Source organism: Streptomyces sp. NPDC037389, assembly GCF_040636475.1.
Classification (GTDB): domain Bacteria; phylum Actinomycetota; class Actinomycetes; order Streptomycetales; family Streptomycetaceae; genus Streptomyces; species Streptomyces hesseae.
In genome coordinates, this window is the sequence record NZ_JBEZUS010000010.1 from 95,186 (window position 1) to 118,436 (window position 23,251).

The 23,251-nt window shown below is 72.5% G+C and carries 20 protein-coding genes and 1 pseudogene; 9 read left to right on the forward strand and 12 right to left on the reverse strand.

The annotated features are described in order from the left end of the window. Nucleotides 1-162: 162 nt before the first annotated feature. The 3 genes from AB0E98_RS22815 to AB0E98_RS22825 form a co-directional block, all read right to left on the reverse strand. Entirely contained in the window at nucleotides 163-918 is a 756-nt protein-coding gene (locus AB0E98_RS22815) for a PE-PPE domain-containing protein (RefSeq protein WP_361705480.1), read from the reverse strand. A 147-nt stretch (nucleotides 919-1,065) separates the two neighbouring features. Then, complete coding sequence (locus AB0E98_RS22820; protein ID WP_361705483.1) at nucleotides 1,066-1,800, reverse strand: DUF6585 family protein; 735 nt, start codon at nucleotides 1,798-1,800, stop codon at nucleotides 1,066-1,068. Beyond that, entirely contained in the window at nucleotides 1,797-2,867 is a 1,071-nt protein-coding gene (locus AB0E98_RS22825; RefSeq protein WP_361705486.1) for a BTAD domain-containing putative transcriptional regulator, read from the reverse strand. Before AB0E98_RS22825 ends, AB0E98_RS22820 begins: the two co-directional genes overlap by 4 nt. 223 nt (nucleotides 2,868-3,090) lie before the next feature. On the opposite strand from AB0E98_RS22825, the pseudogene AB0E98_RS22830 reads away from it, so the two are divergent. Both AB0E98_RS22830 and AB0E98_RS22835 read left to right on the forward strand, forming a co-directional pair. Next, nucleotides 3,091-3,180, forward strand: a pseudogene (locus tag AB0E98_RS22830) (helix-turn-helix transcriptional regulator); the annotation flags it as partial. 693 nt (nucleotides 3,181-3,873) lie between these two features. Next, nucleotides 3,874-5,976, forward strand: coding sequence for a hypothetical protein (locus AB0E98_RS22835; RefSeq protein ID WP_361705963.1), 2,103 nt, complete (start codon nucleotides 3,874-3,876; stop codon nucleotides 5,974-5,976). 25 nt (nucleotides 5,977-6,001) lie between these two features. Here AB0E98_RS22835 and AB0E98_RS22840 read toward each other — a convergent pair whose 3' ends face one another. The 3 genes from AB0E98_RS22840 to AB0E98_RS22850 are packed head-to-tail and all read right to left on the reverse strand — an operon-like array spanning nucleotide 6,002 to nucleotide 8,366. Continuing rightward, nucleotides 6,002-7,237, reverse strand: a complete 1,236-nt coding sequence (locus tag AB0E98_RS22840) for a beta-ketoacyl-[acyl-carrier-protein] synthase family protein (protein ID WP_361705488.1) — start codon at nucleotides 7,235-7,237, stop codon at nucleotides 6,002-6,004. Next, nucleotides 7,234-7,503 carry an acyl carrier protein gene (locus AB0E98_RS22845; protein WP_361705490.1) on the reverse strand — a complete coding sequence of 90 codons (270 nt, stop codon included), beginning with the start codon at nucleotides 7,501-7,503 and terminating at the stop codon, nucleotides 7,234-7,236. The genes AB0E98_RS22840 and AB0E98_RS22845 overlap by 4 nt, the downstream gene beginning before the upstream one ends. Before the next feature lie 23 nt (nucleotides 7,504-7,526). Next, nucleotides 7,527-8,366: a class I SAM-dependent methyltransferase gene (locus AB0E98_RS22850; protein ID WP_361705493.1), complete on the reverse strand. Its 840-nt coding sequence runs from the start codon at nucleotides 8,364-8,366 to the stop codon at nucleotides 7,527-7,529. Between the two features lie 216 nt (nucleotides 8,367-8,582). Between AB0E98_RS22850 and AB0E98_RS22855 the strand changes: the two genes are divergently transcribed. The 3 genes from AB0E98_RS22855 to AB0E98_RS22865 all read left to right on the forward strand — a co-directional run bounded on the left by AB0E98_RS22855 (nucleotide 8,583) and on the right by AB0E98_RS22865 (nucleotide 14,440). Beyond that, on the forward strand, nucleotides 8,583-9,944 hold the full coding sequence (locus AB0E98_RS22855) for a hypothetical protein (RefSeq protein WP_361705495.1): 1,362 nt from the start codon (nucleotides 8,583-8,585) through the stop codon (nucleotides 9,942-9,944). A 37-nt stretch (nucleotides 9,945-9,981) separates the two neighbouring features. Further along, nucleotides 9,982-11,397 (forward strand): condensation domain-containing protein, encoded by a 1,416-nt coding sequence (locus tag AB0E98_RS22860; RefSeq protein WP_361705965.1) that lies wholly within the window; start codon nucleotides 9,982-9,984, stop codon nucleotides 11,395-11,397. 385 nt (nucleotides 11,398-11,782) lie between these two features. Further along, nucleotides 11,783-14,440 carry an amino acid permease gene (locus tag AB0E98_RS22865; protein ID WP_361705496.1) on the forward strand — a complete coding sequence of 886 codons (2,658 nt, stop codon included), beginning with the start codon at nucleotides 11,783-11,785 and terminating at the stop codon, nucleotides 14,438-14,440. A gap of 3 nt (nucleotides 14,441-14,443) precedes the next feature. On the opposite strand, the gene AB0E98_RS22870 is transcribed toward AB0E98_RS22865, so the two are convergent. The 3 genes from AB0E98_RS22870 to AB0E98_RS22880 form a co-directional block, all read right to left on the reverse strand. Further along, nucleotides 14,444-14,950: a CAP domain-containing protein gene (locus AB0E98_RS22870; protein ID WP_361705498.1), complete on the reverse strand. Its 507-nt coding sequence runs from the start codon at nucleotides 14,948-14,950 to the stop codon at nucleotides 14,444-14,446. 277 nt (nucleotides 14,951-15,227) lie between these two features. Then, on the reverse strand, nucleotides 15,228-15,419 hold the full coding sequence (locus tag AB0E98_RS22875) for a hypothetical protein (RefSeq protein WP_361705501.1): 192 nt from the start codon (nucleotides 15,417-15,419) through the stop codon (nucleotides 15,228-15,230). Nucleotides 15,420-15,542: 123 nt separating this feature from the next. Further along, nucleotides 15,543-15,755, reverse strand: a complete 213-nt coding sequence (locus AB0E98_RS22880; RefSeq protein ID WP_361705504.1) for a DUF6480 family protein — start codon at nucleotides 15,753-15,755, stop codon at nucleotides 15,543-15,545. Nucleotides 15,756-16,157: 402 nt separating this feature from the next. Between AB0E98_RS22880 and ctaD the strand changes: the two genes are divergently transcribed. Together ctaD and AB0E98_RS22890 are read left to right on the forward strand one after the other, a co-directional pair. After that, nucleotides 16,158-17,840: a cytochrome c oxidase subunit I gene (gene ctaD, locus AB0E98_RS22885; protein ID WP_361705507.1), complete on the forward strand. Its 1,683-nt coding sequence runs from the start codon at nucleotides 16,158-16,160 to the stop codon at nucleotides 17,838-17,840. Further along, entirely contained in the window at nucleotides 17,837-18,226 is a 390-nt protein-coding gene (locus tag AB0E98_RS22890) for a cytochrome c oxidase subunit 4 (RefSeq protein WP_361705509.1), read from the forward strand. Before ctaD ends, AB0E98_RS22890 begins: the two co-directional genes overlap by 4 nt. A 24-nt stretch (nucleotides 18,227-18,250) precedes the next feature. Here AB0E98_RS22890 and AB0E98_RS22895 read toward each other — a convergent pair whose 3' ends face one another. Then, nucleotides 18,251-19,885, reverse strand: a complete 1,635-nt coding sequence (locus AB0E98_RS22895) for a cytochrome bc complex cytochrome b subunit (RefSeq protein WP_361705968.1) — start codon at nucleotides 19,883-19,885, stop codon at nucleotides 18,251-18,253. Nucleotides 19,886-20,101: 216 nt separating this feature from the next. Between AB0E98_RS22895 and AB0E98_RS22900 the strand changes: the two genes are divergently transcribed. Together AB0E98_RS22900 and AB0E98_RS22905 are read left to right on the forward strand one after the other, a co-directional pair. Next, nucleotides 20,102-20,680: a hemerythrin domain-containing protein gene (locus tag AB0E98_RS22900; protein WP_361705512.1), complete on the forward strand. Its 579-nt coding sequence runs from the start codon at nucleotides 20,102-20,104 to the stop codon at nucleotides 20,678-20,680. A gap of 144 nt (nucleotides 20,681-20,824) precedes the next feature. Then, nucleotides 20,825-21,061, forward strand: a complete 237-nt coding sequence (locus tag AB0E98_RS22905; RefSeq protein WP_361705514.1) for a hypothetical protein — start codon at nucleotides 20,825-20,827, stop codon at nucleotides 21,059-21,061. Nucleotides 21,062-21,084: 23 nt separating this feature from the next. Here the strand turns inward: AB0E98_RS22905 and AB0E98_RS22910 are convergent, their stop codons facing one another. Continuing rightward, nucleotides 21,085-21,420: a thioredoxin family protein gene (locus AB0E98_RS22910; RefSeq protein ID WP_361705517.1), complete on the reverse strand. Its 336-nt coding sequence runs from the start codon at nucleotides 21,418-21,420 to the stop codon at nucleotides 21,085-21,087. Between the two features lie 106 nt (nucleotides 21,421-21,526). Beyond that, on the reverse strand, nucleotides 21,527-23,167 hold the full coding sequence (gene glsA, locus AB0E98_RS22915; RefSeq protein ID WP_361705519.1) for a glutaminase A: 1,641 nt from the start codon (nucleotides 23,165-23,167) through the stop codon (nucleotides 21,527-21,529). Nucleotides 23,168-23,251: the final 84 nt, after the last annotated feature.

The window sequence follows — 23,251 nt, forward strand, 5'->3', positions numbered from 1 at the left end:
TCCGGAAGCTATTCGTCCGGATCTATTGTCGGCAACCCGGCGGTAACGTGACCTACGACACTTCCGCACCGTGCACCCGAGCCCGCACGCGTCGGCGCCCGGGGGCGGTGAAGGTCCACCACCCCCGGGCACACCCCCGTGCGTGCCGGCTGGTCGTGCCGGTCAGGGTTCGTACCAGACGACTCCCTCGCCGCCGTCCCGGGCGATGGTCCTCGTCATGATGTTGCCGTCCTGCTGGTACTTCGGGTGCTGTTCCAGGAAGCCGCCGATGGACGTCAGCGCCGTCGCGTCGCACACCCCGTCGGTGCGGATGCAGAAGCGCTGCACCGGGATGCCGTCGAACTTCTCCGGGCCGGGGCCGGGGGAGGTGAACCCGAAGGCGCTCCAGCCCTTGGGCAGCTTGGCCCAGATGCCGGTGCCCGGCTGCATCGGGTCGGAGTAGAGCTTGCCGCTCACCAGCGAGCGGGGTATGCCGGTCTCGCCCTTCGCTATCGTCTGGAGGACCTGGTCGGCCGCCTGGGCGCCCTGCGAGTAGCCGACGATCGTGAGACGGGCGGCGGGGTCGCGGCGGTGGGTGTCCTCCGCGGCGGCCAGCAGGTTGCGGTAGCCCTCTTGGACGCTGGCGTCATAGGTCGGCGCGGTCGGGTCCGGGAACTGGTTGCGGCCGTTGAGCCAGGGGCCGGCGCTCGCCGGGTAGCACACCGGCACCGGAACGCCCCCGCCGAGGTGCTTGTCGGCGAACGCGTAGCTGCCGGTGCAGCCGGGCGCGGGCGCAGCCGCGCCGGTGCCGCCCAACTCCAGGTAGTAGTGGTGCGCCGGATCCGCGTGGGCGACGCCGGGCACGGCGGCCGTCATGGCCGCCATGACCGCTGCCGCCCCGGCGACGATCGCCTTTCTCCACCTGCGGGCCAGGGTCATCGCTTTGTTTCTCCTTGTGCCGAGATGACATGTGTTGAACGAAATGCGGTGAGGTGACGCACAACTGCCTTGTTGCGATTGGACGTTAGGCATTGGCGTTGACATCGTGATGAAACCGCTCGCCAGGCCGCCGCAGGGTGCGGGAAGTCAGCGCGCGCCGTCCCCGCCGAGACGCTCCACGAGCGCGCGCAGGACGAAGAGGTTGGGGATATCGGGGCCTGTGAGGCCCAGTTCGTGCCACGTCCCGTCGACGTCGAGCCGGACGGCTCCCGGCCCGGTCCACAGCCGCCGGACCCGCGGCCACCGCGCGCTGACCTCTCCCCACCCGATCTCCTCCCCGGTGAGCCGGACGGCGCCGAAGGCCAGGCGCTCACCCTTGGCGAGCGCGGCCAGCGCCCGGGGCAGCTGGGCGCGGATGACGCCCTGCTCGATCCCGGACCACCATCCCGGCACCTCGCCCCGCTCCGGCTCGTAGCGCAGCACGACCCGCTCCCCGTCGACGTCGGTGAGCGCGCAGGCCGCGCCCGTGTGGCCGGTATCGGCCGCCCGCGTGGTCTCCGTCCGGAACACGGACGTCGTGTCGTAGCGGACGACGTGGATCCGGCTCTTGACGGCGACCGTCAGCCCGTTCTCGTACAGGTCCAGTCGCGCGGCGTCGCGCGCGTTCGCCGCCCCGGCCCCGGCGGACCCGCCGTGCCGGACGAGGGCCAGCAGACAGCGGATCCCCCGGGCCGGCAGGGCCTTCGCGTGCGCCGTGCGTGCCGTGCGCGCGGCCGCCGCGTAGGTGGCACGCCGCCTGCCGAGCCGCTGGCGGCCGGCCGCCGCCGAGATCCTCGCCAGCAGCAGCTCCTCGCCGCGCGTGCGCCGCATCGGGTCGCTCACCGCGTGGTTCCGGTGAGACCGAGGCGGATGTCGTCCCCGCGCAGAATCGTCCGGTGTGTCTGCCGCAGCGAATGGCCCGGAGAGACCCCCAGATCGTCCGCCAGCCGGCGGCGGGTGCGGTCGTACACGGTCAGCGCGTCGGCCTGCCGGCCGCTGAGGTACAGCGCGCGCATCAGCATCGCGGCCACGGGCTCGTTCAGGGGCTGCGCCACGGTCAGGGCCGACAGCTCGGCGATCGCCTCGGAATGCTGGCCCAGCCGCAACTGCCAGTCGAGCTTCCGCTGCACGATGACGATCCTGCGCTCGGTGAGCCGCAGCCGCTCCAGCTCGGCCAACGGCCCCGGCTGGCCGGCCAGGGGCTCGCCGCGGAACAGGTCCAGCGCCTGGGAGCAGGCGCGGACCGCCTCTGCCAGATCGCCCGCCCGCTCGGCCGCGCCGGCCGCGGTGACGAGTTCCTCCACCTGCGCCACGTCCACGGTGACCGCGCCGGGGAGCAGCCGGTAGCCGCTCCGGTCGCGCTCGATCACCGAGTCCAGGTCGCCTCCCGTGCGCAGGACCTTGCGCAGCCGGTAGATGTACACCGGCACCACGTTGGTGTTCGGGGGCTCCTCGCCCCACACCCCGTCGGTCAGTTCCTGCCGGCTGACCGACCGGCCCGCGCACAGGGCCAGCGCCGCCAGGACGGCTTGCTGGCGCAGGTGCCCCAGGTCCAGGGGCTGTCCGTCGCGCCATGCCCGCAAGGGGCCGAGGACCGAGATCCGTAACCGCGGCCCGGGGACGTGGCGGGCGGTGGCCGGTGGCAGCGGGCCCGTCGCCTGCCTGCGGGGGCCGCGGCCGGGGGCGACGAGGCCGCAGTCGAAGGCGTGGACGATGGCGGCGGCCCGGTCGCGCAGCCCGAGCGCGGTCAGGATCCGCGCGAGGTGGCCGGCCACGGTCTCTTCGGGGATGGCGAGGGCGGTGGCGATCTCGTCGTCCCGCAGGCCGCAGCCGACCGCGTAGAGAACGTCCCGTTCCTGGCGTCCGAGCGTGGTGACGGCCGGTCGGCCGGTGGTCGTGGTGATCGGCATCGTGGCTCCCCGTACGACGGGCCGCTTTCCGCGGCGGATCACCGTCGAAGGTGGCCCCGGGGCGGGAGAACGGACAGGCCAGGAGACCGGCCGTATGCGGCCGGTGGCCGCGCTAGAGTCCGTCAGCTGGGAAAACACATGTCCGAGAGGTCCGAGGGGGAGGCCGTGATCTGTGGCCAGTGAGTTCAGCGCGCTGTTACGGCGGCTGCGGCGCAACGCGGGAATGACTCAGGAGGCCTTGGCGGAACGGGCCGGGGTGGGCGTGCGCACCATCCGCGGCCTGGAGACCGGCGAACGCGCGGACCCCAGGGTGACGACGGTGCGGCGGCTGGCCGACGCGCTCGGGCTGGCGCCGGCGGAGAGCGAGGAGCTACTGGCTGCCGCTGTCAGCCGGACCGGGCCTTCGGCCCGGCTGGACGGGGGGCCTGACGGCCGGTCTGACGGGGGACCTGACGGTCGGTCCGGCGGTCTGTCCGGCGACCGGCCCGACGGTCGGCTCGGCGACCGATCCGGCAGTCGGCCCGGCGAGCGGTCGGACGACCGGTTCGACGGACGGTCCGACGGTGGGTCCGGTCACGCCGAACCGGCCACCGGGCGACCGGCTTCGGCCGGATGGCCTGCCGGGCCGTCGGCTCCGGGCGCACCGGCCACCAGCAGACCGGTTTCGGGCGAACGGGCCACCGGGCCGTCGGCTTCCGTCGAACCGGTCACCGGACAGCCAGGTTTCGTTGAACCGGCTGCCGGTCAGCCGGGTCCGGCCGGACGGGCCGCAGAGCCCTCGGCTTCCGCCGAACCCGTCGCCGGACAGCCGCTTTCGGCCGGATGGGTCGCCGGGCAGCCGGCTCCCGCCGGATCGGCCGCCTGGCAGCCGGTTTCGGCCGAATGGCCCGCCGGGCAGCCGGCCGTCGAACCGGCTACCGCGCGCCCGGTTTCGGCAGACCCCGTCGCCAGGCGGCCGGCTCCGGCCGAACGAGCCGCCGGGCGGTCGGCGCCCGCTCAACCGGCCATGGGGCAATCACCCCCCTCCCCACTCCGTGACACCCTCGCCGACGTCGCCGAGCAGCTCGCGCACGCGGTGGCCGCGCGGTGGCAGCGGGAGGAGGAACAGCGGCAGGTGCACGATCCGTATCCGTTGCCGGTGCGCTGGCGGGCGGGGGCCGAGGAGCTGACCGATCACTGGGCCAACATCCGGCGGCTGCCCGCCGGAGAGGCGCGCGGCACGCACGGGCCGCTGGATCTCGGCGGGCGGCTGGACGAGGTCGTGGACGTGTACCGGCGGATCCCCTCGGGCCGGCTGGTCGTGCTGGGGCGGCCCGGTTCCGGGAAGTCGATCCTCACCACGCGGTTCGTCCTGGACCACATCGCGTCGAGGACCCGCACCGACCCCGTACCGGTGATCTTCAGCATCGGCGGCTGGGACCCCACCGCCATCACGTTCCGGGACTGGCTGGCCGCGCAACTGCTCCGCGACCACCCCGGTCTCGCCGCCCCGGCGCCCGGCGGGTCGAGTCTGGCCGCCGCGCTGGTCGAGGACGGCCGGGTGCTCCCCGTGCTCGACGGCTTCGACGAGATCGCCGGGGGACTGCACCGCCCCGCGCTGGAGGCGCTCAACGCCACCACGCTTCCCGTGCTGCTGACGAGCCGTCCGGCCGAGTACGCCACGGCGGTGTCGGAGACCGACGTGCTCACGTCCGCCGCCGCGGTGGAGCTGACGGACCTCACCCTGGACGACCTGGCCGACTATCTGCCGCGCACCACGCGCAAGGCCCGTGGCGGGGACGCCGCGACGACCGCGTGGCACCCCGTGCTGAGCGCGCTGCGCGAGCGGCCGCGCGGCCGGGGCGCCGAGCAGCTCGCCGCGGTGCTGACCACCCCGCTGATGGTCACGCTCGCCCGCGCCGTCTACAGCGACACCCCCGGCCGCGACCCGGCCTCGCTCCTCGACACCCATCGGTTCGGCGGCCCCGGGGAACTGGAGGACCACCTTCTGGACAACTTCACCGCCAACGCCTACCGCCTGCGGCCGGAGCACCGCCCGGACGGCGCCGCGCGCCACGACTTCGACCCGGAACGCGCCCAGTACTGGCTCGGTTACCTCGCCCACCACCTGACCCGGCTCGACACCCCCGACCTGGAGTGGTGGCGGCTCGGCTCGGGACTGCGCGGCCCGGCGCGCACCCTGGTGACCGCGCTGGTGACCTGCCTGGTCGTCGGGGTCGTCGACTGTGTCGTCGGCACCCTCTTCGACCCCCTCCGCTTCCAGATCGCGGAAGGGCTGACGACGGGGTTCCTCTCCGGGCTCATCTGCGTGCTCGCCTACTGGCTCCTGGTCGCGGGCAGGAACACGGCGGTGGCGCCGTCCGGCGTGCGCATGAAGGTGTTCGGGAGGGCCGGCACGCCCGTCCGCAGAGTGGGAGCCCGCACGGCGCTGGGGCTGCTGTGCGGGCTCGTCTTCGGCCTCGGCTACGGCTTCGAGCACGGAGTGCTCAAGGGCCTCTTCTGGGGCACCGGCCCCCTGTCCATGCTGTGGTTCGGCCTCTACGACGCCGTGTTCTTCGGGTTCGTGTTCACGCTGGGAGGCGGTGCCACCCTGGGTCTTCTGGCCTCCCTCGAAACCCCTCTCGACATCAGGTCCGCCGTCAACCCGGTCGGCCTGCTGCGGACGAACCGCCGTACGGTCATCGCCCAGTGCCTGGTCTGGGTGCCCTCCTTCGGGCTCCTGGCCGGCGTCGGGTCCGCGCTGGCGGTCCCGTTCCTGTCGATGTTCCTGGGCCCGCTCCGATGGGGTCTCGACTCCTCGGTCAAGCTCGGCGTCATCAGCGCCCTCGGCGGCGCCCTGGGCTATGCCCTCGCCCTGACCGCCTGGGGTCAGTGGATCGTGTTCTCCCGGATCTGGCTGCCGCTGACGGGCCGGCTGCCCTGGGCCGTCGTCGCCTTCCTCGAGGACGCCTACCAGCGGGGCGTGCTCCGGCAGGCAGGCGCGGTCTACCAGTTCCGCCACGCCCGCCTCCAGGACCACCTCGCCCGCACCTACCGGGCGCGCGGCGCCTCCCGGCGGTCCCCGGCGCGCAGGACTACCGGGCCGGGTGGTGCCGCGCCCACTCGATGACGGCGCCTGCGGTCGTTCGGCGCCGTCACGCGGCGCCGAACACCACCGCCGAGTTGTGGCCGCCGAAGCCGAAGTTCTGTTTGACGGCGACACCGATCGGGGCGGGGCGGCCCATGAGCGGCGTGTAGTCCAGGTCGCAGTCGGGATCGGGGTTGTCCAGGTTCGCGGTGGGCGGCACGTACTTCTCCCGGATGGCGCGCAGCACGCCGATGCTCTCCAGGATCCCGCAGGCGCCGCACGCGTGGCCGATGACCGACTTGGGCGCGGTGATCGCCAGGCGCCGCGCGTGCGCGCCGAACGCCCGCTTGATGGCCGCGGTCTCGGCCCGGTCGTTGAGCGGCGTCGAGGTGCCGTGCGCGCTGACCAGGTCCACGGCGCCGGTGTCGAGGCCGGCGTCGGCGCAGGCCAGCTCGATCGTCCTGGCCGCCACCGCGCCGTCCGCGCGCGGCGCCACGGGGTGGTGGGCGTCGCAGGTGGACGCGGCGCCGAGCACCTCGCCGTGCACGGTCGCGCCACGGCGCAGCGCGGATCGTTCGGACTCCAGTACGAGTACGGCGGCGCCCTCGGCCGGCACCATTCCGTCGCGGTCGCGGTCGAACGGCCGGGACGCGGCCGCCGCCTCCGCCGCCGGTCGCTGGGAGAGCGCGTCCAGCAGGCGGAACGACGCCAGGGCAGGTATGTCCAGCCAGCTCTCCACACCGCCGACGAGGACCACGTCGGCGGTGCCGTCCCGCACCGCGCGCAGGCCCGCTCCGATGGCGTCCGTCGAGGCCGCGCAGGCGGTGGAGAGGGTGAGCACCGGGCCGGTGATGTTCATTTCCTGGGCGACCAGCCCGGCGGCCTGGTTGGGCAGCAGGCGGAGCATCCCGAGCCGGTCCATCCGCTGCCACCCGCTCCGGTTCAGCACGGTCACGAGCCGCGCCGTCTCGTCGAGCCCGCCGCCGCCGGTGCCGACGTACAGGGCCTCCGGTGCCGTGCGCAGCCGCGCGTCCTCCCGCGCCTTCATCGCCGCGGCGAACAGCAGTTGCTGGAAGCGCGAGGTGCGGCGGACCTGCTGGGCGGACATGTGCTCGCGGGGGTCGAACCCGCGGATCACGCCACCCACCTGGCAGGGCAGGGGTCCTTCGAGCTCCAGTGGCGAGATCGCGGGCCGCCCCGCGGCCAGGGCGTCCCACAGCTCGCCGGGTGTGCCGCCCGCGCACGACTCGACGCCCATGCCGGTCACCAGCACGCGATGGCGCGCCGCCGCCCGGGGTGTCACAGCGCGCCCGCCATCGCGTCGGCCACGTCCCCGACCGTGTGGAGGTCGGCGATCCGGATGCCGGTGTCCGCCAGCTCGACCCCGAATTCCTGCTCCAGCACGGTGAGCAGCTCCAGCGCCTCCATGGAGTCGAGGCCGAGCACCGGCCTGCCGGGATCAGCCGAGTAGAACAGGGCGGAATCGCGGGTGATGACCGTTCCGGATTCGCCGAGTTCCGGCCGGATGCCGGTGATGGCCCGGGTGACCACGTTCCATACCTCGGTCATGACGAATTCCTTTCGTGGGTGTTTCACGGCCGGGTGGCGGAGAAGTAGACGCAGCGCCGCATGATGGTGAACGGGGCGCGCTCGTGCAGTTCTTCCAGCGTTTCGGTGAGCAGTTCCGCGGCGGTGTGCCGCGCTACCCCTGGTAACGCGGCGGTGGCGAACATCGGGGTCGAGCACAACGCGGTGAGAAAGCGCGGGCCGAGGGTGAACGCCCGCTCGTCGGTGACGACATCGGTGAACCCGGCCGCCGCGAGGGCGGCCTGGTAGTCCTCGACGGTCCTGCGCAGCCCCGAGGGCCGGCCGGCGACCGACCTGGCCAGCGGGAGCCCGCGCCTGCGGGCGGTGGCGCGGGCCGTGCCGACCAGTTCGGCGTACCGCGGCAGATCGGCCGGGGACTCCGCGCCCGAGTAGAACGCCGAGTTGAACACCAGGCGCCCGCCGCCGGCGAGGACCCGCCCGATCGCGTCGAGCGCCTCGGCGAGGTCCGGGACGAGATGGACGCAGTTGGCCAGCACGACGACGTCGAAGACGTCCGGCGGGAACAGCCGGGAGACGGAGGACGCGTCACCCACGACGAAACGGGCCCGGTCGCCCAGCCGGGCCCGCGCCGCCTCCAGCAGCGCCGGGTCGGGGTCGACACCGGCCAGGGACATGGCCGGGTCGCGCAGCAGCAGTTCCTCGCTGACGGCCCCGTCCCCGCACCCCACGTCGAGGACGGCCGGCGCCGAGCCCGTCGGGACCAGGTCGAGCAGCGCGCGGTTCAGTCCGGCGTATTCCGGGTCGCGACGCAGCGCGGCGTAATCCGAAGGCGGTTGCGCATCGCCCGTGAACGGGGCGGACCCGGTGTCCGCTCGTACATTCATGAATTGACCCTCCGTCGGCGCGGCCGGGAAATGCCGCGGTGCGGACCGAATGACGGGGGCAGACGCTAGCAGCGCGTTTGGCGGGCAACAAGGGAAGTCATCCCCACGATGACGGCCCGGCCTTCGTGATCAGCGAAAACATCACTTCTTCATTTTTGTTTCATCGCTCCCGGATAGCTTCCGCAGGCCGCACCGGGGATTTATGGAGGAGCGAATTTGGAATTCACAGAATTGGGCGACGGCACGGTTCCCGCCGGCCGGCTGGTCTTCTGGACGCCGACCGCACCGGCCTCGGCCTGGGCCGATGATCCCCGGGCGCCCGCGCTCGTCCACGAGCACCACGTACGCACGGCGGCCGCCGGAGGGCCGGGGCATATGGATCCGGCGTGGATCGGGGTGTCGTTCGGCGTGGGCCGGGCCGGGCGGCACCGGCTCGGTGCCGCGCTCTCGGCCTGGCTGCGCGGACACGAGCACCTGCGCAGCACGCTGGTGCCGACCCCCGGGCGCTGTGTGCGCCGTACGCTCCCGGCGAGCGCCGTCACGCTACGACAGGAGGACGTCGGCGTCTTCACCGACGGCGCCTCGGTCCGGCGGCAGATCGAGGCCTTCTTCGACCGGAGGGCCACCCCGCTGGGCTGGCCGCAGGTGGTCTTCGCGACGGTCGAGGGCGCGGACGGGACGACGGTGTTCGCCGGGGCGGATCACGGCGTCATGGACGGCTACACGCTCGCCATGGTCCCGGGACAGATCCGCGACGCCCTGGCCGGCCGCGCCGGGGACGTGCCCGGGCCGACCTTCCTGGACTTCGGGGCCGAGGAACGGAGCCTGGTCGGCCGACTGCCGACGGGACCCGAACACACGGCCCCCTGGCGGACCCTGCTCGGCGACGCCCGCGGCGGGACGCCCGCCTTCCCCCTGCCCCTCGGCGCGTCCGAGGCACCGGACACACAGCGCAGCGCCTACCGCTGGCTGCTCGACGCTCCGGCGGCCACCAGGTTCGCCGCCGCGTCCCGCGAGGGCGGAGGCACGACCGCCGCGGGGCTGCTCGCCTGCCTCGCGCTCGCCGCCGCACAGGTCGCCGGTGAACGGCACCTGTCCGTGGTCAGCCTCGCCAACGCCCGGCCCGACCGGTGGCGTACGGCGCCGGGCTGGTTCGTCGGCCTCCACCCGGTGCGGATCCCGGCGGCTCCCGGGGCGGCCTTCGCCGACACGGTCGCCCACGCCGCCGCCGAACTGCGCCGCCGCGGACCGGGACCGGGCAGTTCGCTGCCCCACCTCAGCCGGATGCTGCGCCGGGAGATCCATCCCCGCTTCGTCGTGTCCTATCTCGACGTGCGCCGTGTGACGGGCACCCCGCCCCTGCCGCGGGACACGATGCTGCGCAGCCGGATCCACAGCCCGGCCGAGGTGTACGTCTGGCTGACCCGAAGCGACCGCGGCGTGCACCTGTCGACGCGCTTCCCCGACACGGCCGTGGCACGCGCGAACGTCGGACGCTTCGTACGGGCCGTCGCGCACGCCGCCACCCGCGCCGCCGAAGGCCGCCGGGCGGCCGAAGCCGTACCCACGCCCGCCTAGCCGGCCGTCCCCATCGAGAAGGAGACCCCCTGTGCGTATGACCGAGATCCTCGACTGGCGACCCCAGCCGGGCGAAGTGGTGGAGTTCGAGCTCACCACCGACCGGGCGCCCGTACCGCACGACGTTCCCGCGTCGCACTTCCAGCGGGCGCACCTGCGCCTGGCGGCCGCCAACCGTGCCGCCGGACGACGTCAGTCGCCCTGGGTGGCCATGGCGTTCGACCTGGAGGGCCGGGCCGATCTCGATGCTCTCACCGAGGCGTGGCAAGGGCTCGTGCGCCGGCACGAGGCGTTCCACACCTGGTACGAGCCCGGCCCCGAGGACCTGACCGGGTTCCGAATACCACCCGAGTCCCTCACGGTGCGCCCCGTGCGCGTGGGCGACTTCGCCGGCAGGGACGAGCTCCGCGCCCACCTCCACCGGCGGATCGACGAGCGGACCTCGGCGAGCGGGCTGGGGATGCTGGCGGGAGTGATCCGCCGGGACACGGCGTCCACGGTGTACTTCGCGATCGACCACGCCTACACCGACGGTCACTCCGTGGCGCTGCTGTTCCACGAGCTCCGCGCCCGCTACCACGCCGCCCGTATCGGCGCCCCGGTCGACCTGCCGCCCGCACCCGGCTATCTGGACCTCAACCGCCGTGAGCGGCGACGCTCCGAGTCGCTCACGAAAGCCTCGCCGGAGCTCGCCGCGTGGTCGGAGTTCCTGGCCGTGAAGGACGGCGGCTTCCCCGCCTTCCCCGTCGAACTGGGCAACGACACCGGGGAACTGCTGGCCGGCACCCGGCTCGAGTACCCGGTGTTCACCGGCGACGAGGCACGCGCGTTCCGCGCCTATTGCGCCCGGCACGGCGGCGGACTGGGCGCGGGCTTCTTCGCCGCGCTGGCCCTCGCGCAGTGGGAGTTCACCGGCAACGACGTCTACCGCGTGCTCACCGCCGTGTCGACCAGGGCCTACCCCCGGCTGCTCCGCGCGCACGGCTGGCTCGTCAACCTCGTGCCCCTGCTGTTCCGGTTGCCAGGCTCGCCGACCCTCGCCGACGCGATCGCCGTCGCGCAGCAGGGCTTCCAGCGGGCCCGCGAAGGATATGACGTCCCGCTGCACCGGGCCCTCGAACTGCTTCTCGAGGACGGTGACGTCCCCGACATCCCGCCCATGGCGTCCTATCTGGACGGACGGTCCGCGCCGGGCGCCCGTGACTACCTGGACGCCGACGCGACCGTCCTGACCGGCCCCGACAACGCCGGCGGGGTGTCGCTGTGGCTGAACTGGTTTCCCGACCGGGCCGACCTGGTGGTCAGCATGCCGGACACCCCGCAGGCCGCGGCGGGCGTGCCGAAGTACCTGGACCGGGTCAGGGAGATCATGCTCACCGCGGCGGCAGGCTCGCCGCGCCCGCCCGGCCCGGTGGGCCTCGTCAGCGGACGGCGGGTCGCGGAGGGGGTGTGAATCCGGTTCCGTCGGGCGGGAGCCTGTTCCCGTGGAGAGGCGACGCCGTACCGGGGAGCCGGCCCGGCGGCTGACCCGATCGGCGGCGCTCTCCCTGCGCGCGCGTACGCCCGGTGCCACGGTGAGTCCTGGAGACGGAGGTGGGAGTGGTGCCCGCGGCGGCCGTCGGCTCGTGCGCCGGCCGCCGCCGGCCGCGCGTGTGAATCCCCGGTGAGGCCCGCCCGAGCACGCCCGAAGGGAGAACCATGTCCGCCAAGGGGTCCGACCATGTCAAAAGCGACAGCGACAGCGACCGCGGCGCCATGGTGCGGCAGGGGGTCAGGGCGAGGATCCAGGAGATGCCGCCCGGCGGCTCTCCCCGCGAGCCGCGGAGCCGGACGCGGGGGTGAACGTCTCCACCGGTCCGGCCGAGCCCGCCGTGCCACTCGCGCCCGGCCCCGGGGCCGGCACGAAGGGGCTCAGGGCCGGTGCCCTGGGGCTGTTCTCCTCGGTCGCCATGGGCATGGCCTCCACCGCCCCGGCGTACAGTCTGGCGGCCACCCTCGGCCTGATCGTGGTCGGCGTCGGCCTCCAGGCCCCGGTCATCACGATGCTGGCCTTCGTCCCGATGCTGCTGATCGCGTACGCCTTCCGGGAGCTCAACGCGACCGACGCCGACTGCGGGACCACCTTCACCTGGGCCTCCCGCGCCTTCGGCCCGCGCGTCGGCTGGATGGGCGGCTGGGGCATCATCGTCGCCGACATCATCGCCATGGCGAACCTCGCGGAGATCGCCGGCATCTACGGCTTCCGGCTGCTGGGGTACGACTCGCTCGCCGGAAGCCGGCTGTGGACCACCGTCGCCGGGGTCGCGTGGATCGCCGTGACCACCGCCGTCTGCTATGTGGGCATCCAGGTGTCGGCCCTCCTCCAGTGCTGGATGGTGTGCGTCGAGGTCCTGGTGCTGGCCCTGTTCGCGGTCACCGCCCTGGTCAGGGTCTACGGCACCGGCGCCCCGCCCACGTCGCTCCCCGTCTCCGCCTCCTGGTTCAACCCCCTCCACGTCCCCTCCGCCAAGGCCCTGACCGAGGGCATCGTCGCCGCCGTCTTCATCTACTGGGGCTGGGACACCGCCGTCGCGGTCAACGAGGAGACCGCCGACAGCAGGAACACCCCCGGCCGGGCGGCGGTCGTCTCCACCGTGCTCCTCCTCGTCGTCTACGCCCTGGTGGCGACCTCGGCGCAGGCCTTCGCCGGGATCGGCACCAACGGCACCGGCCTGGGCAACACGGCCAACTCCGGGGATGTGCTCTCCGGCCTGGGCGGCGCCGTCTTCGGCACCCAGGGGACCGGCTGGTTCCTCACCAAACTGCTCATCTTCACCGTGCTGACCTCTGCGGTCGCCTCCACCCAGACCACGATCCTGCCCCTGGCCCGCACCGTCTTCTCCATGGCCGCCCACAAGGCCGTCCCCTCACGCTTCGCCCGGATCCACCACAGATTCCTCACCCCGACCTGGTCGACCGTCGGCGTGGGGCTCGTCTCCATCGGCTTCTTCGCCCTGCTGACCGCGATCAGCGGCGACGTCCTCGCCGACTCCATCAAGGCCGTCGGCCTCGCCATCGCGTTCTACTACGGCCTCACCGGCTTCGCCTGCGTCTGGTACTACCGCGCACTGCTCACCCGAAGCCCCCGGGACCTGCTCTACAAAGGGCTGCTGCCCGGCCTCGGCGGGCTCATGATGCTCTGCCTGTTCTGCTACGCCGCCTTCGTCGTCTACGCCGACCCGGGCTACGGCGCGACCTCCTTCGACCTGCCGGTCTTCGGACGGACCGGCGGGGTGAGCGTCATCGGCCTCGGCGCCCTGCTGATCGGCGTCGTCCTGATGCTGGTCATCACCCGGGAGCACACCGCCGCCCTCAGCCTCCAGCGCGACCTGCTGCCCCAGCACCTGCCCGCCCTGACCGGCGTCGAGACGGCCAGCCGCTACGTACCCGCCGACAGCCGCTCCGGGGTGGGCGGCGACTGGTTCGACGTCATCCCGCTGTCGAGCACCCGGGTCGGCCTGGTCGTCGGGGACGTGATCGGCCACGGGCTGAGCGCCGCAGCCACCATGGGCCGTCTGCGCACGAGCGTGCGCGTCCTGGCCCGGCTCGACCTACCGCCGGACGAACTGCTCGCCCGCCTGGACGACGTCGTCGGCCAGACTGCCGAGGAACGGGCCGCCGAGGAACGGGCGCGCGGCCACGGCCGGGACGGGCCGGGCACCGGCCGCGACGAGGCCCTCGGAGTCACCTGCCTGTACGCGGTGTACGACCCGGTGTCCGGGCGGTGCAGCATGGCGCGCGCGGGACACTCACCGCCCGCCGTCGTCGACCCGGCCTGCGGCGCCGTCAGCTACCCGGACCTCCCGGCGGGCCCGCCCCTGGGCCTGGGCGGCGCACCCTTCCAGAGCACCGACCTCCAACTCCCCGTCGGCAGCCTGCTCGCCCTGTTCACCGACGGGCTCGTCCATACTCCGGACCACGACACCGAGACCGGCCTCGGCCTGCTCAGTGGCGTCCTCGCCCACTGCCGGCGCCCCCTGGAGGAGCTCTGCGACCGCACCGTCGCGGCCCTGCTGCCCGGCCCGGTCGACGACGACGCCGCCCTGCTCCTCGTCCGCACCCGGATGCTCGGCGAACACCAGGTGGCCGTCTGGGAACTGGACGCCGAGCCCGCGTCCGTCGCGGACGCCCGCGACGCCACGACCCGCCGACTGCGCGAATGGGGGCTCGACGACCTGTCGTTCACGACCGAACTGATCGTCAGCGAACTCGTCACCAATGCCGTCCGCTACGCCGCCGGCGGACCGGTCCACGTCCGCCTGATCCGTGACCGCAGCCTCGTCTGCGAGGTCTCCGACACCGGCCACACCTCGCCCCACCTGCGCCACGCCGCCGTCGACGACGAGGGCGGCCGGGGCCTGTACATCATCGCCCAGATCACCCAGCGCTGGGGCACGCGCTACACCCCCACCGGCAAGACCATCTGGACCGACCAGCCCCTGCCGACGGCGGAGTGAGAGCTACTCCCGGCTTCCGAAGTCCTGGGTCCAGAAGGGTCCTTCGGGCGGCGTGGCGACACCGACGCCCATCTCCTCGAAGGAACAGTCGAGGATGTTCTCCCGGTGGCCCGCGCTGCGCATCCAGGCGTCCATCACCGCGGCCGAGGTCGCCTGGCCGCGGGCGATGTTCTCCCCGTAGGCGTCCCAGCGATAGCCGGCGGCGGATATCCGGGTCCCGGGGCCCGCGCCGTCGGGGTCGGTGTGGCTGAAGAAGTGCTCGTCGGCCATGTCGTCGGAGTGCTTCTGAGCGGCGGCGGTCAGCTGGGGACTGATGCGCAGCGGAGCACAGCCGGCGGCGCGGCGACGGGCGTTGACGAGGGTGACGACCTGCTGCCGGAGGGCCGCCCTGGGGTCGGCCTTGGCCGGTGCCGCCTGGGCGGCGGGCGGCCGGGCGAGGCCGCCGGCGGTGACGGTGGCGAGGACGAGCGAGGCCAGCCCGAGGACGTGGATCGCCGGACGAGGACGCACGAGGACTCCCGGAGGTCGAAGCCGGCGCTTCGCGGGAGGACGGGACGGGCGAAGCGGCCGGAGCGGTGTGAGGGCGGTTCCAGGATTCCCGGCGCTCCGGGTCCGGTGAACCGGCGTTCCGCCGCTGACGGGGGCGCGTGGCGGGGCCCGTGCGAGGCTGCGTGCGATGAGGCCGCTTGGTGCGACGGCTGCGACACATGGGGTAGCGGGGCGGTCAGGCGCGTCAGGCGCGGTCGGCGACCTCCGGCCTGTCGTGCGTCACCTGCCCGAGGGGGGCTCAGCTCTGGCTGTCGCGCCTCAGCTTCGCCGCCCGCTCGACGGCCTTGAGAGCCCGGTCCAGGGACTCGGCGGTTCCCCGCCTCGCCTCGCGCATCGCCAGCTCTTCCAGCTCCGTGATCTCCTCGGACCTGTGGGCGGCATCGGATGGCGCCGTCTTCTCGTCCTTGTCGGGCTTCTTGCGCTCCGCCATGACCATCACTCCATCGACCGGGGGATCGGTACCCCTCCAGCCAACATCGCACGGTCCGTCCCACCCCGCCAACGCACACATCGGGCCCGGTTCGGACTCGGCGCGGTGGGCGGAATCCCCGCGTCACACGATCGCGGCCCAGATGAGCACGGTGATGGCGAAGATCACCACCAGGGCGCCGATGACGAACACCGGCCCCTTGGCCCAGCCCCGCGTCATATCGTCGCGCGGGCCGATGCCGCCGGTGCTGTCCTCGCCGGGCGGGGTCTCGCCGGGCGGCACCCCGCCACCCGGCTCCAGGCCGGGGGTGCGCTCGGGTTCGGGATCATGGGTCATGATGGTGCCCCGTTTCCTCGGTGCGCGGGCCCGTGCGGGTCCGGATCCTGTGGGCGTACCGTGCGGTCCACCTTCACATGAAGCGGCCCGGGACGCGCGCCGGGTCGCGCGGGCGTGTGAAGCCCCGTCGTCCGGACGGGGCGGGCGTGGTGGGCGCGGGGCCCGGGCAGGTGCCGGCGTGACCGGTGGGGACGGCACGCTCGTGGGAAAAAGCCTGAAGTTTCATGATATCTCCGACGGAGTGCACCGGAAGGCACTCCTCGCCCTCCATGCCTGCGACCGGGGTGGTCACCGCCCGGAACCCGACCCGCATTCCTCGGGCGCGAACGGGTGACACGCCCGTGCCCGACGGCCCAGCGCCCCGTTTACCCGGTCACCGATACCGAGCGTCTCGGAGAGACGATGCCGCAGCTGGAGACCGACCGCATCCTGGAGCCCCCGGAAGGCCCATCCGACCCGGGCGGCGGCCTGGGCGGCAGGGTCAGGGAGTACCTCACCACGACCGATCACAAGACGATCGGGAACATGTATCTGGCGACGTCCTTCGGGTTCTTCCTGCTCGGAGGAGTACTGGCGATGCTGATGCGGGCGGAGCTCGCCCGGCCGGGACTCCAGCTATTCAGTACCACGCAGTACAACCAGCTGTTCACCATTCACGGCACCATCATGATGCTGCTCTTCGCGACCCCGACGTTCACCGGGTTCGCCAACGCCGTCATGCCGCTCCAGATCGGCGCTCCCGACGTCGCCTTCCCCCGCCTGAACGCGCTGACGTACTGGCTGTTCCTCTTCGGAGGGCTGATGGTCGTCTCCGGGCTGGTCGTGCCCGGAGGGGCGGCGTCCTTCGGCTGGTTCGCCTACGCGCCGCTGAACGGAGGCGTCTACTCGCCGGGCGCGGGACCCGATCTGTGGGCCATGGGGCTGGTGCTGACGGGAGTGAGCACCACGCTGGGCTCGGTCAATTTCATCGCCACGATCCTGTGCCTCCGGGCCCCCGGAATGACCATGTTCCGGATGCCGCTGTTCACCTGGAACGTCCTGCTCACGGCGGTTCTGGTGCTGCCCGCCTTCCCCGTGCTGACGGCGGCCCTGTTCGCGCTGGAGGCGGACCGGAAATTCGGTGCGCACGTATTCGACGCCGCGAACGGCGGGGCCCTGCTCTGGCAGCACTTGTTCTGGTTCTTCGGCCACCCCGAGGTCTATATCGTCGCCCTGCCGTTCTTCGGGGTGGTGACGGAGATCGTGCCGGTCTTCAGCCGCAAGCCCGTCTTCGGCTACGCCGGGATGGTGGGCGCGACCATCGCCATCACCATGCTCTCGGCCACGGTCTGGGCACACCACATGTTCGCCACCGGCGCGGTGCTGCTGCCGTTCTTCTCGCTCATGTCCTTCCTCATCGCCGTCCCGACCGGCGTGAAGTTCTTCAACTGGATCGGCACCATGTGGCGGGGCAGCGTTTCCTTCGAGACACCCATGCTGTGGGCGGTCGGCTTCATGGTCACCTTCCTGCTGGGCGGGCTCAGCGGAGTCGTCATCGCCTCCCCGCCCCTGGACTTCCATCTGACCGACAGCTACTTCATCGTCGCCCATCTGCACTACGTCCTCTTCGGCACCATCGTCTTCGCCATGTTCGGCGGCTTCTACTTCTGGTGGCCCAAACTGACCGGGAAAATGCTGGACGAGCGCATCGGCAAAATGCACTTCTGGACGCTGTTCACCGGCTTCCAGACGACCTTCCTCGTCCAGCACTGGCTCGGCGAGATGGGCATGCCCCGCCGCTACGCCGACTACCTGGCGGCCGACGGGTTCACCGTCCTGAACACCGTCTCCTCCATCGGCGCGTTCCTGCTCGGCCTGTCCACGCTGCCGTTCCTCTACAACGTCTGGAGGACGGCGCGATTCGGCGAGAAGGTCGAGGTCGACGACCCCTGGGGGTACGGGCGCTCGCTGGAGTGGGCCACCGGCTGCCCACCGCCCCGTCACAACTTCGAGGCGATCCCACGGATCCGCTCCGACTCGCCCGCCTTCGACCTCCACCACCCGGAGGTCCTCGCCCTGCCGGCAAGGGGAGGGCAGAGCCGATGAAGACGGAGGCCTGTCTCTTCGCCGGTGTCGCGGTGTTCTTCCTCCTCACCGACGCGGTCTACATGTGGCTCTCCCGGGAACCGGCCGGTGGCGCGGCACTGACCGTCTGCTTTCTCATGGCGTCGGTCATCGCCTTCTTCTGCGCCGTGAACCACCGCCGGAAAGGCGGCAGACCGGAGGACCGCCGCGACGGGCGGATCCACGAGCGGGCCGGCGCGCTGGACTTCTTCCCGCCGCACAGCGGCTACCCGCCCCTCACCGCCCTGGGCGCCGCCCTGCTGCTGCTCGGCATCGTCTACGGGCTGTGGCTGTTCATCATGGGAGCCGCCGTCACCGCGGCCGGAATCCTCGGGATGGTGTTCCAGTTCGTCGACGTGGACGACTGATGCCGGGTGTCGGTCGGGTGGTGCCTATTCCTCGTCCACCTGGGCGAGCGGCCCCATCGTCCGGCCCGACACCTGAAGCCGCTGCTCGGTGGTGGCCGGCATCTCCACCCGGTCCCGGTAGTACCAGGAGCTCAGCGCCGCCCGGAGCCGGTACCGGCGCGGCGACCCCACCGCCGGGCGGGGCAGGGGCGCCGGGACGTCGCGCACCAGCAGCCGGTAGCGGTACGCGGCCTCCAACGGCCGGGTCCCCTCGCGCATACGGCCCTCCGGCGACTGGCTGACCGCCCCCGTCTCCACGCCCTCCCTCAGCAGCCGCCGGTCGTGGGCCTGGAGCGCCAGACAGACCCGCTTGGTGACGAGGAAGGCGATCAGCGGCCCGACGATCACCGCCACACGGTAGATCCAGATCAGCGCCTCCAGCGAGACCCGGAAGATCATCGCCGTCACATCGTTGCCGGCGGCCGCCAGCAGCACCGCGTAGAACACCACGGCCGCCACACCCAGCGCGGTGCGCACGGGGCGGTCCCGGGGACGGTCGCACAGGTGGTGCTCCATGAGGTCCCCGGTGACCCACCTCTCGAAGAAGGGGTAGAGGTAGAGCACCAGGAAGAGCACACCGGGCAGCACCACCGCGGGCAGGAGGACGTTCCACATCAGGGTGTGACCGCCCACCACGTTCTCCCACGGCGGCATGAGCCGCAGGGCGCCCTCCAGGAATCCCACGTACCAGTCCGGCTGGGCGCCCGTGGACACCTGGTCGGGCCGGTAGGGCCCGTACAGCCAGACCGGGTTGATCTGAGCGATGCCGCCGAGCAGCGCGAGCACACCGAAGACCGCCAGATTCAGCCCCATCGACCGCGTGGCGAACTGCGGGAACATCGGCATGCCGACCACGTTGCGGTTCGTCCGTCCCCGCTCCGGCCACTGCGTGTGCTTCAGATACACGATCAGCACCAGGTGCGCCCCGAGCAACGCGATCAGCAGGCCCGGCACGAGCAACACATGCGCGATGTACAAGCGGCGCATCACGATGTGTCCCGGGAACGGCCCGCCCCACACGAGGAAGCTCAGATACGTGCCGACCACCGGGATCGACAGCACGATCGTATTGGCCGTCCGCAGCCCCGTGCCCGACAGCAGGTCGTCCGGCAGCGAGTAGCCGCAGAAGCCCTCCAGCAGCGCGAGCATGAACAGCGTCACGCCGATCATCCAGTTGAGCTCGCGCGGCCGGCGGAACGCGCCGGTGAAGAAGACGCGCAGCATGTGCACCCCCAGGGCCGCCACGAAGACCAGGGCCGCCCAGTGGTGCATCTGCCGGATGAGCAGCCCGCCGCGCACGTCGAAGCTGATGTAGAGCGTCGAGGCATAGGCGCTGGTGGTGAGGAGCCCGCGCATCGGCCCGTACGAGCCCTGGTAGACCTGCCCGTTCATGTCCGGGTCGAAGAACAGCGTCAGATAGGTGCCGGTGATGAGCAGCACCAGGAGGCTGTAGAGCGCGATCTCGCCCAGCAGGAACGACCAGTGGTCCGGAAAGGCCTTCCTGAACAGCGCCCTGACGGCTTCGGAGACCGGGGCCCGGCGGTCGAGACCCACATACCCGGTGAAGGCGGCCTGCCGCGCCCGGGCCTTGACCATCGCCCTCCGCTTCCGCAGCAGCAGCATGCGTTCACCACGCTCCCTCGGGACCGGTACCGCTTTCGACAGATAGATCACGGCACGGACCGTGCCGTGCGCCGGAGAGCCCCGGCCCGACGGGCCGGGCGTTCCTTCCAACGGGTGCTGCCGATCGGCCCAACGGGCGCGCGGTTCCGGGCGGCGGGGGGAAGAGGTGAGGCACACGAGGCATAGGCATCCACCACCGCCGGAAGGAGCACGGTGCCCAGGGACCCCGCGGACGCGGACCTCATCGGCGAACTCACCGCCGATCACCTGAAGGTGCAGCGTCTCTTCGAGCGCCTCCGCGCCGCAGCTCCGGGCAGCGCGGAGCGGAAGGAGCTGACCGAACGGGCCACCATCGAGCTGGTGCGCCACGGGACCCTGGAAAAGGAGCACCTGTACCCCGCCGTCCGCGAGCATCTGCCCGGGGGAGCGGAGTGGGAGGGGCGGGAACTCGCCGAACACGCCGGCATCGAGCGGGTCCTCGCGGAGCTGGAGCGCCGGGGGCCCGCCGAGGAGGAGTTCGACCGCCTGCTCCTCGCGCTCGTGGACCGGGTGACCGCGCATGTGCTGGAGGAGGAACAGCGGCTCTTCCCCCGGATGCAGGCCGTCTGCCCGGCCGGGCTGCTGCGGGAGCTGGGCGGGAAGGTCCGCGCGGGCAGGGCCACGGCCCCGACCCGGCTCCGGCCGCCCGCCCCGCGGACCGTGCCGGCCGTCAGACCGCCGGCGCCCGGCACGGGGCTGCTCGACCGGGTCCGGGACCTCCTGACCGGGCGGGGGCGGCGGGCCTCCGGGTGAACCGTCCGGCGGCCCGCCGAGGGTCTTCGACGCCGCCGTCCTCGTCGACGCCGTACCGCGCGGCGGCCCCCGGGCACCCTGTACGTCCTGGACATCGACGGCCCCGACCCGGGCTTCGCCCCAGCCGCCCCCGAGGCGCACGGCATGGACCCGGTGAAGGTCCTGGCCACCGCGCGCGAACTGGCCGGATGGGAGGGCCTGGCCTTTCCCCGCGTGGTGCTCGTGGGCTGCGAGCCGCTCGTGCGGATGCGCGGTGACGAACCCGACGTCGTCCACGGCCTCAGCGACCCGGTCCGCGCGTCGGTCGGCGAGGCGGTACGGCTGCTGGAGACGGTGGTCGCGGACCTGCTCGGGTGCGCGACCGAGCGGCTGCCGGGCTGACGGGGCCGAGACCCGCGCGTCGTTCAGACGGCCCCGGCGGCGACCCCGCCGATCAGCTCCCGCAGCGCGTCCGGGGCCGGCGCCACGACCTCGGCCAGCCTGCTGCCGCCCCGGAAGGCGATGAAGGTGGGCACGGGGCCGACGCCCGCCTTCTGGACGACGTCGTACGCCTCGTCCACGTCGACGCTGTAGAAGCCCACCGTGCGAGTGAATTCGGGGAGCCCGGAGAGCTTCTCGAAGACCGGGACGATCGTCCGGCAGAGATTGGCCCAGGTCGCGCAGAAGCACACGACCACGGGCCGCTCCAGGGCGATGGCCCTCTCGAACTCGTCCAGGCTCGTCAACGACGTGACCGACATGCTCTCGCATCCCCTCGCGACGGATCGGCTCTCGTGATGGCCCGCGGGGCCATGCAAAACCGTTCCACGACTCCGGCCGCGCCGCACCCCGACAGGGGCGCGGCGGTCACGCGCCGCCCGGGCGCGCGGACCGCGTGGCGCCCGCGGCCCCGGCCAGCAGCCGGGCCAGTTCCTGGTATCCGGACCGGTCCGCGTCGTCCAGGGGGGTTCCGCCCCAGCGGTCCACCGGCCGGGGGTCGACCCCTCTGGACAGCAGGAACTCCACCACGTCCCGGTGCCCTTCGGCCGCGGCCAGGTGCAGGGCGGTGCGTCCGTCGTAGTCGGCGGCGTCGAGGGGGACATTGCAGGCGGCCAGCCGACGGATCTCGTTGACGTCGCCCCGGCTGGCGGCGAAGCACAGGCCCACGATGCCTTCGGTGGCGCTCTGGTGGCGCTTGAGACGGGGGTCGCGTTTCCCGGACTCCGCGCCGGTGCCGGTGAGCAGGTCGTAGGTGTGGACGTTGTAGCAGTCGACCAGCCGTCGGCAGACCTCGATGCCCCGGACCGAGTTCCCGTGGCCGTCCAGCCGGGGCGACCAGATGGCGATGCCCATCAGCTGGGGGACGACCAGCATCAGTGCGCCCGATACGCCGCTCTTGGCGGGCAGGCCGATGGTGAAGGCGAACTCGCCGGAGAAGTCGTACATCCCGCACGAGGACATCAGCGACAGGCAGTGGCGCACGGTCTGCGTGGAGAACACCGGGTCCTCCGTCAGCGGGCAGACCCCGGCGTTGGCCAGCGAGGCCGCCGCGATGGCCAGTTGGCGGGCGTCGACCTCGATGGAGCAGCACTGGATGTAGAACTCGAGGGTGGCCAGCAGATCGGTACCGGGAGGGAAGGCGCCGCGTTCGCGCATCGAGTAGCCGAGGGCGAAGTTGCGGTCGGCGGTGCTGCGCTCGGACAGGTAGACGGAGTTGTTGAATCCGACGCTCCGCCCGCCGGCGAGCCGCTTCCAGGTCTCGGCGACGAAGTCGAAGCGGTCCGCGGCGTCCAGGGTGCGCTGGATGAGCGCGCAGCTCATGATCGCACCGGCGTTTATCATCGGGTTGTGCGGCAGCCCGGCCTTGTTGAAGGTCAGCTCGTTGAAGCCCTGGCCGCTGGGCTCCCTGCCCATGTGGCGGTGGACGGTGTCGGGCCCGTGCTCCTCAAGGGTGAGGCAGTAGCCGACGGTCTTGGACACCGACTGCAGGCAGAAGTTGACGTCCGCGTCGCCGATGGAGAACCGCTGCCCGTCCACCGTGCACACCGAGATCGCGAACTGGTCCGGGTCCACCCGCGCGAGCTGGGGGATGTACGCGGCGACGGAGCCGCTCCGGTCGGCGCGGACCTCCTCGTGGATGCGCCGCAGGTCGGCCACCAGCGCGGGGAAGTCGGGAACCGCGAGTTCCCCGCAGGCGGCCCGCTCGATGATGCCCCGGTTGTGCTGGGTCGCGGCGGTGAACTCCTCGGCGGTCAGCAGTAGCGGCTCGGTCGCCGATGGTGCGGGCCGGACGCGGTCCAGATGGGCGACGGTCTCGGCGATCCTGGGGTCGTCGCGGAGGATGCCCGCCTCGCCCAGCACCTCCAGCAGCCGGCCGGGGGAGAGCCGGCCGGACGCGTCCAGGGCGAAACAGCCGAGGACGTCGGCTTCCGCCTCCCCGCTCCGGTCGGCGGCCCTGGGCGCGCAGGAGACAGGCGTGGTTCGCTTCCCGCTCTTCGCAGCAGGCATAGCACCCCTCCGGCCCCGGGAATCTCCATCGCGCCGACGATTCCCGGCCACCGGAGGCGAAAACCAGCCGGACCGCGGCCCGTT

Excerpts from the sequence above, each read along its gene's own strand:
- AB0E98_RS22815 (WP_361705480.1), bottom strand. The coding sequence starts at position 918 with ATGACCCTGGCCCGCAGGTGGAGAAAGGCGATCGTCGCCGGGGCGGCA.
- AB0E98_RS22825 (WP_361705486.1), bottom strand. The coding sequence starts at position 2,867 with ATGCCGATCACCACGACCACCGGCCGACCGGCCGTCACCACGCTCGGA.
- AB0E98_RS22835 (WP_361705963.1), top strand. The coding sequence starts at position 3,874 with ATGGGGCAATCACCCCCCTCCCCACTCCGTGACACCCTCGCCGACGTC.
- AB0E98_RS22845 (WP_361705490.1), bottom strand. The coding sequence starts at position 7,503 with ATGACCGAGGTATGGAACGTGGTCACCCGGGCCATCACCGGCATCCGG.
- AB0E98_RS22850 (WP_361705493.1), bottom strand. The coding sequence starts at position 8,366 with ATGAATGTACGAGCGGACACCGGGTCCGCCCCGTTCACGGGCGATGCG.
- AB0E98_RS22860 (WP_361705965.1), top strand. The coding sequence starts at position 9,982 with ATGACCGAGATCCTCGACTGGCGACCCCAGCCGGGCGAAGTGGTGGAG.
- AB0E98_RS22875 (WP_361705501.1), bottom strand. The coding sequence starts at position 15,419 with ATGGCGGAGCGCAAGAAGCCCGACAAGGACGAGAAGACGGCGCCATCC.
- AB0E98_RS22880 (WP_361705504.1), bottom strand. The coding sequence starts at position 15,755 with ATGACCCATGATCCCGAACCCGAGCGCACCCCCGGCCTGGAGCCGGGT.
- ctaD (WP_361705507.1), top strand. The coding sequence starts at position 16,158 with ATGCCGCAGCTGGAGACCGACCGCATCCTGGAGCCCCCGGAAGGCCCA.
- AB0E98_RS22890 (WP_361705509.1), top strand. The coding sequence starts at position 17,837 with ATGAAGACGGAGGCCTGTCTCTTCGCCGGTGTCGCGGTGTTCTTCCTC.
- AB0E98_RS22905 (WP_361705514.1), top strand. The coding sequence starts at position 20,825 with ATGGACCCGGTGAAGGTCCTGGCCACCGCGCGCGAACTGGCCGGATGG.
- AB0E98_RS22910 (WP_361705517.1), bottom strand. The coding sequence starts at position 21,420 with ATGTCGGTCACGTCGTTGACGAGCCTGGACGAGTTCGAGAGGGCCATC.
- glsA (WP_361705519.1), bottom strand. The coding sequence starts at position 23,167 with ATGCCTGCTGCGAAGAGCGGGAAGCGAACCACGCCTGTCTCCTGCGCG.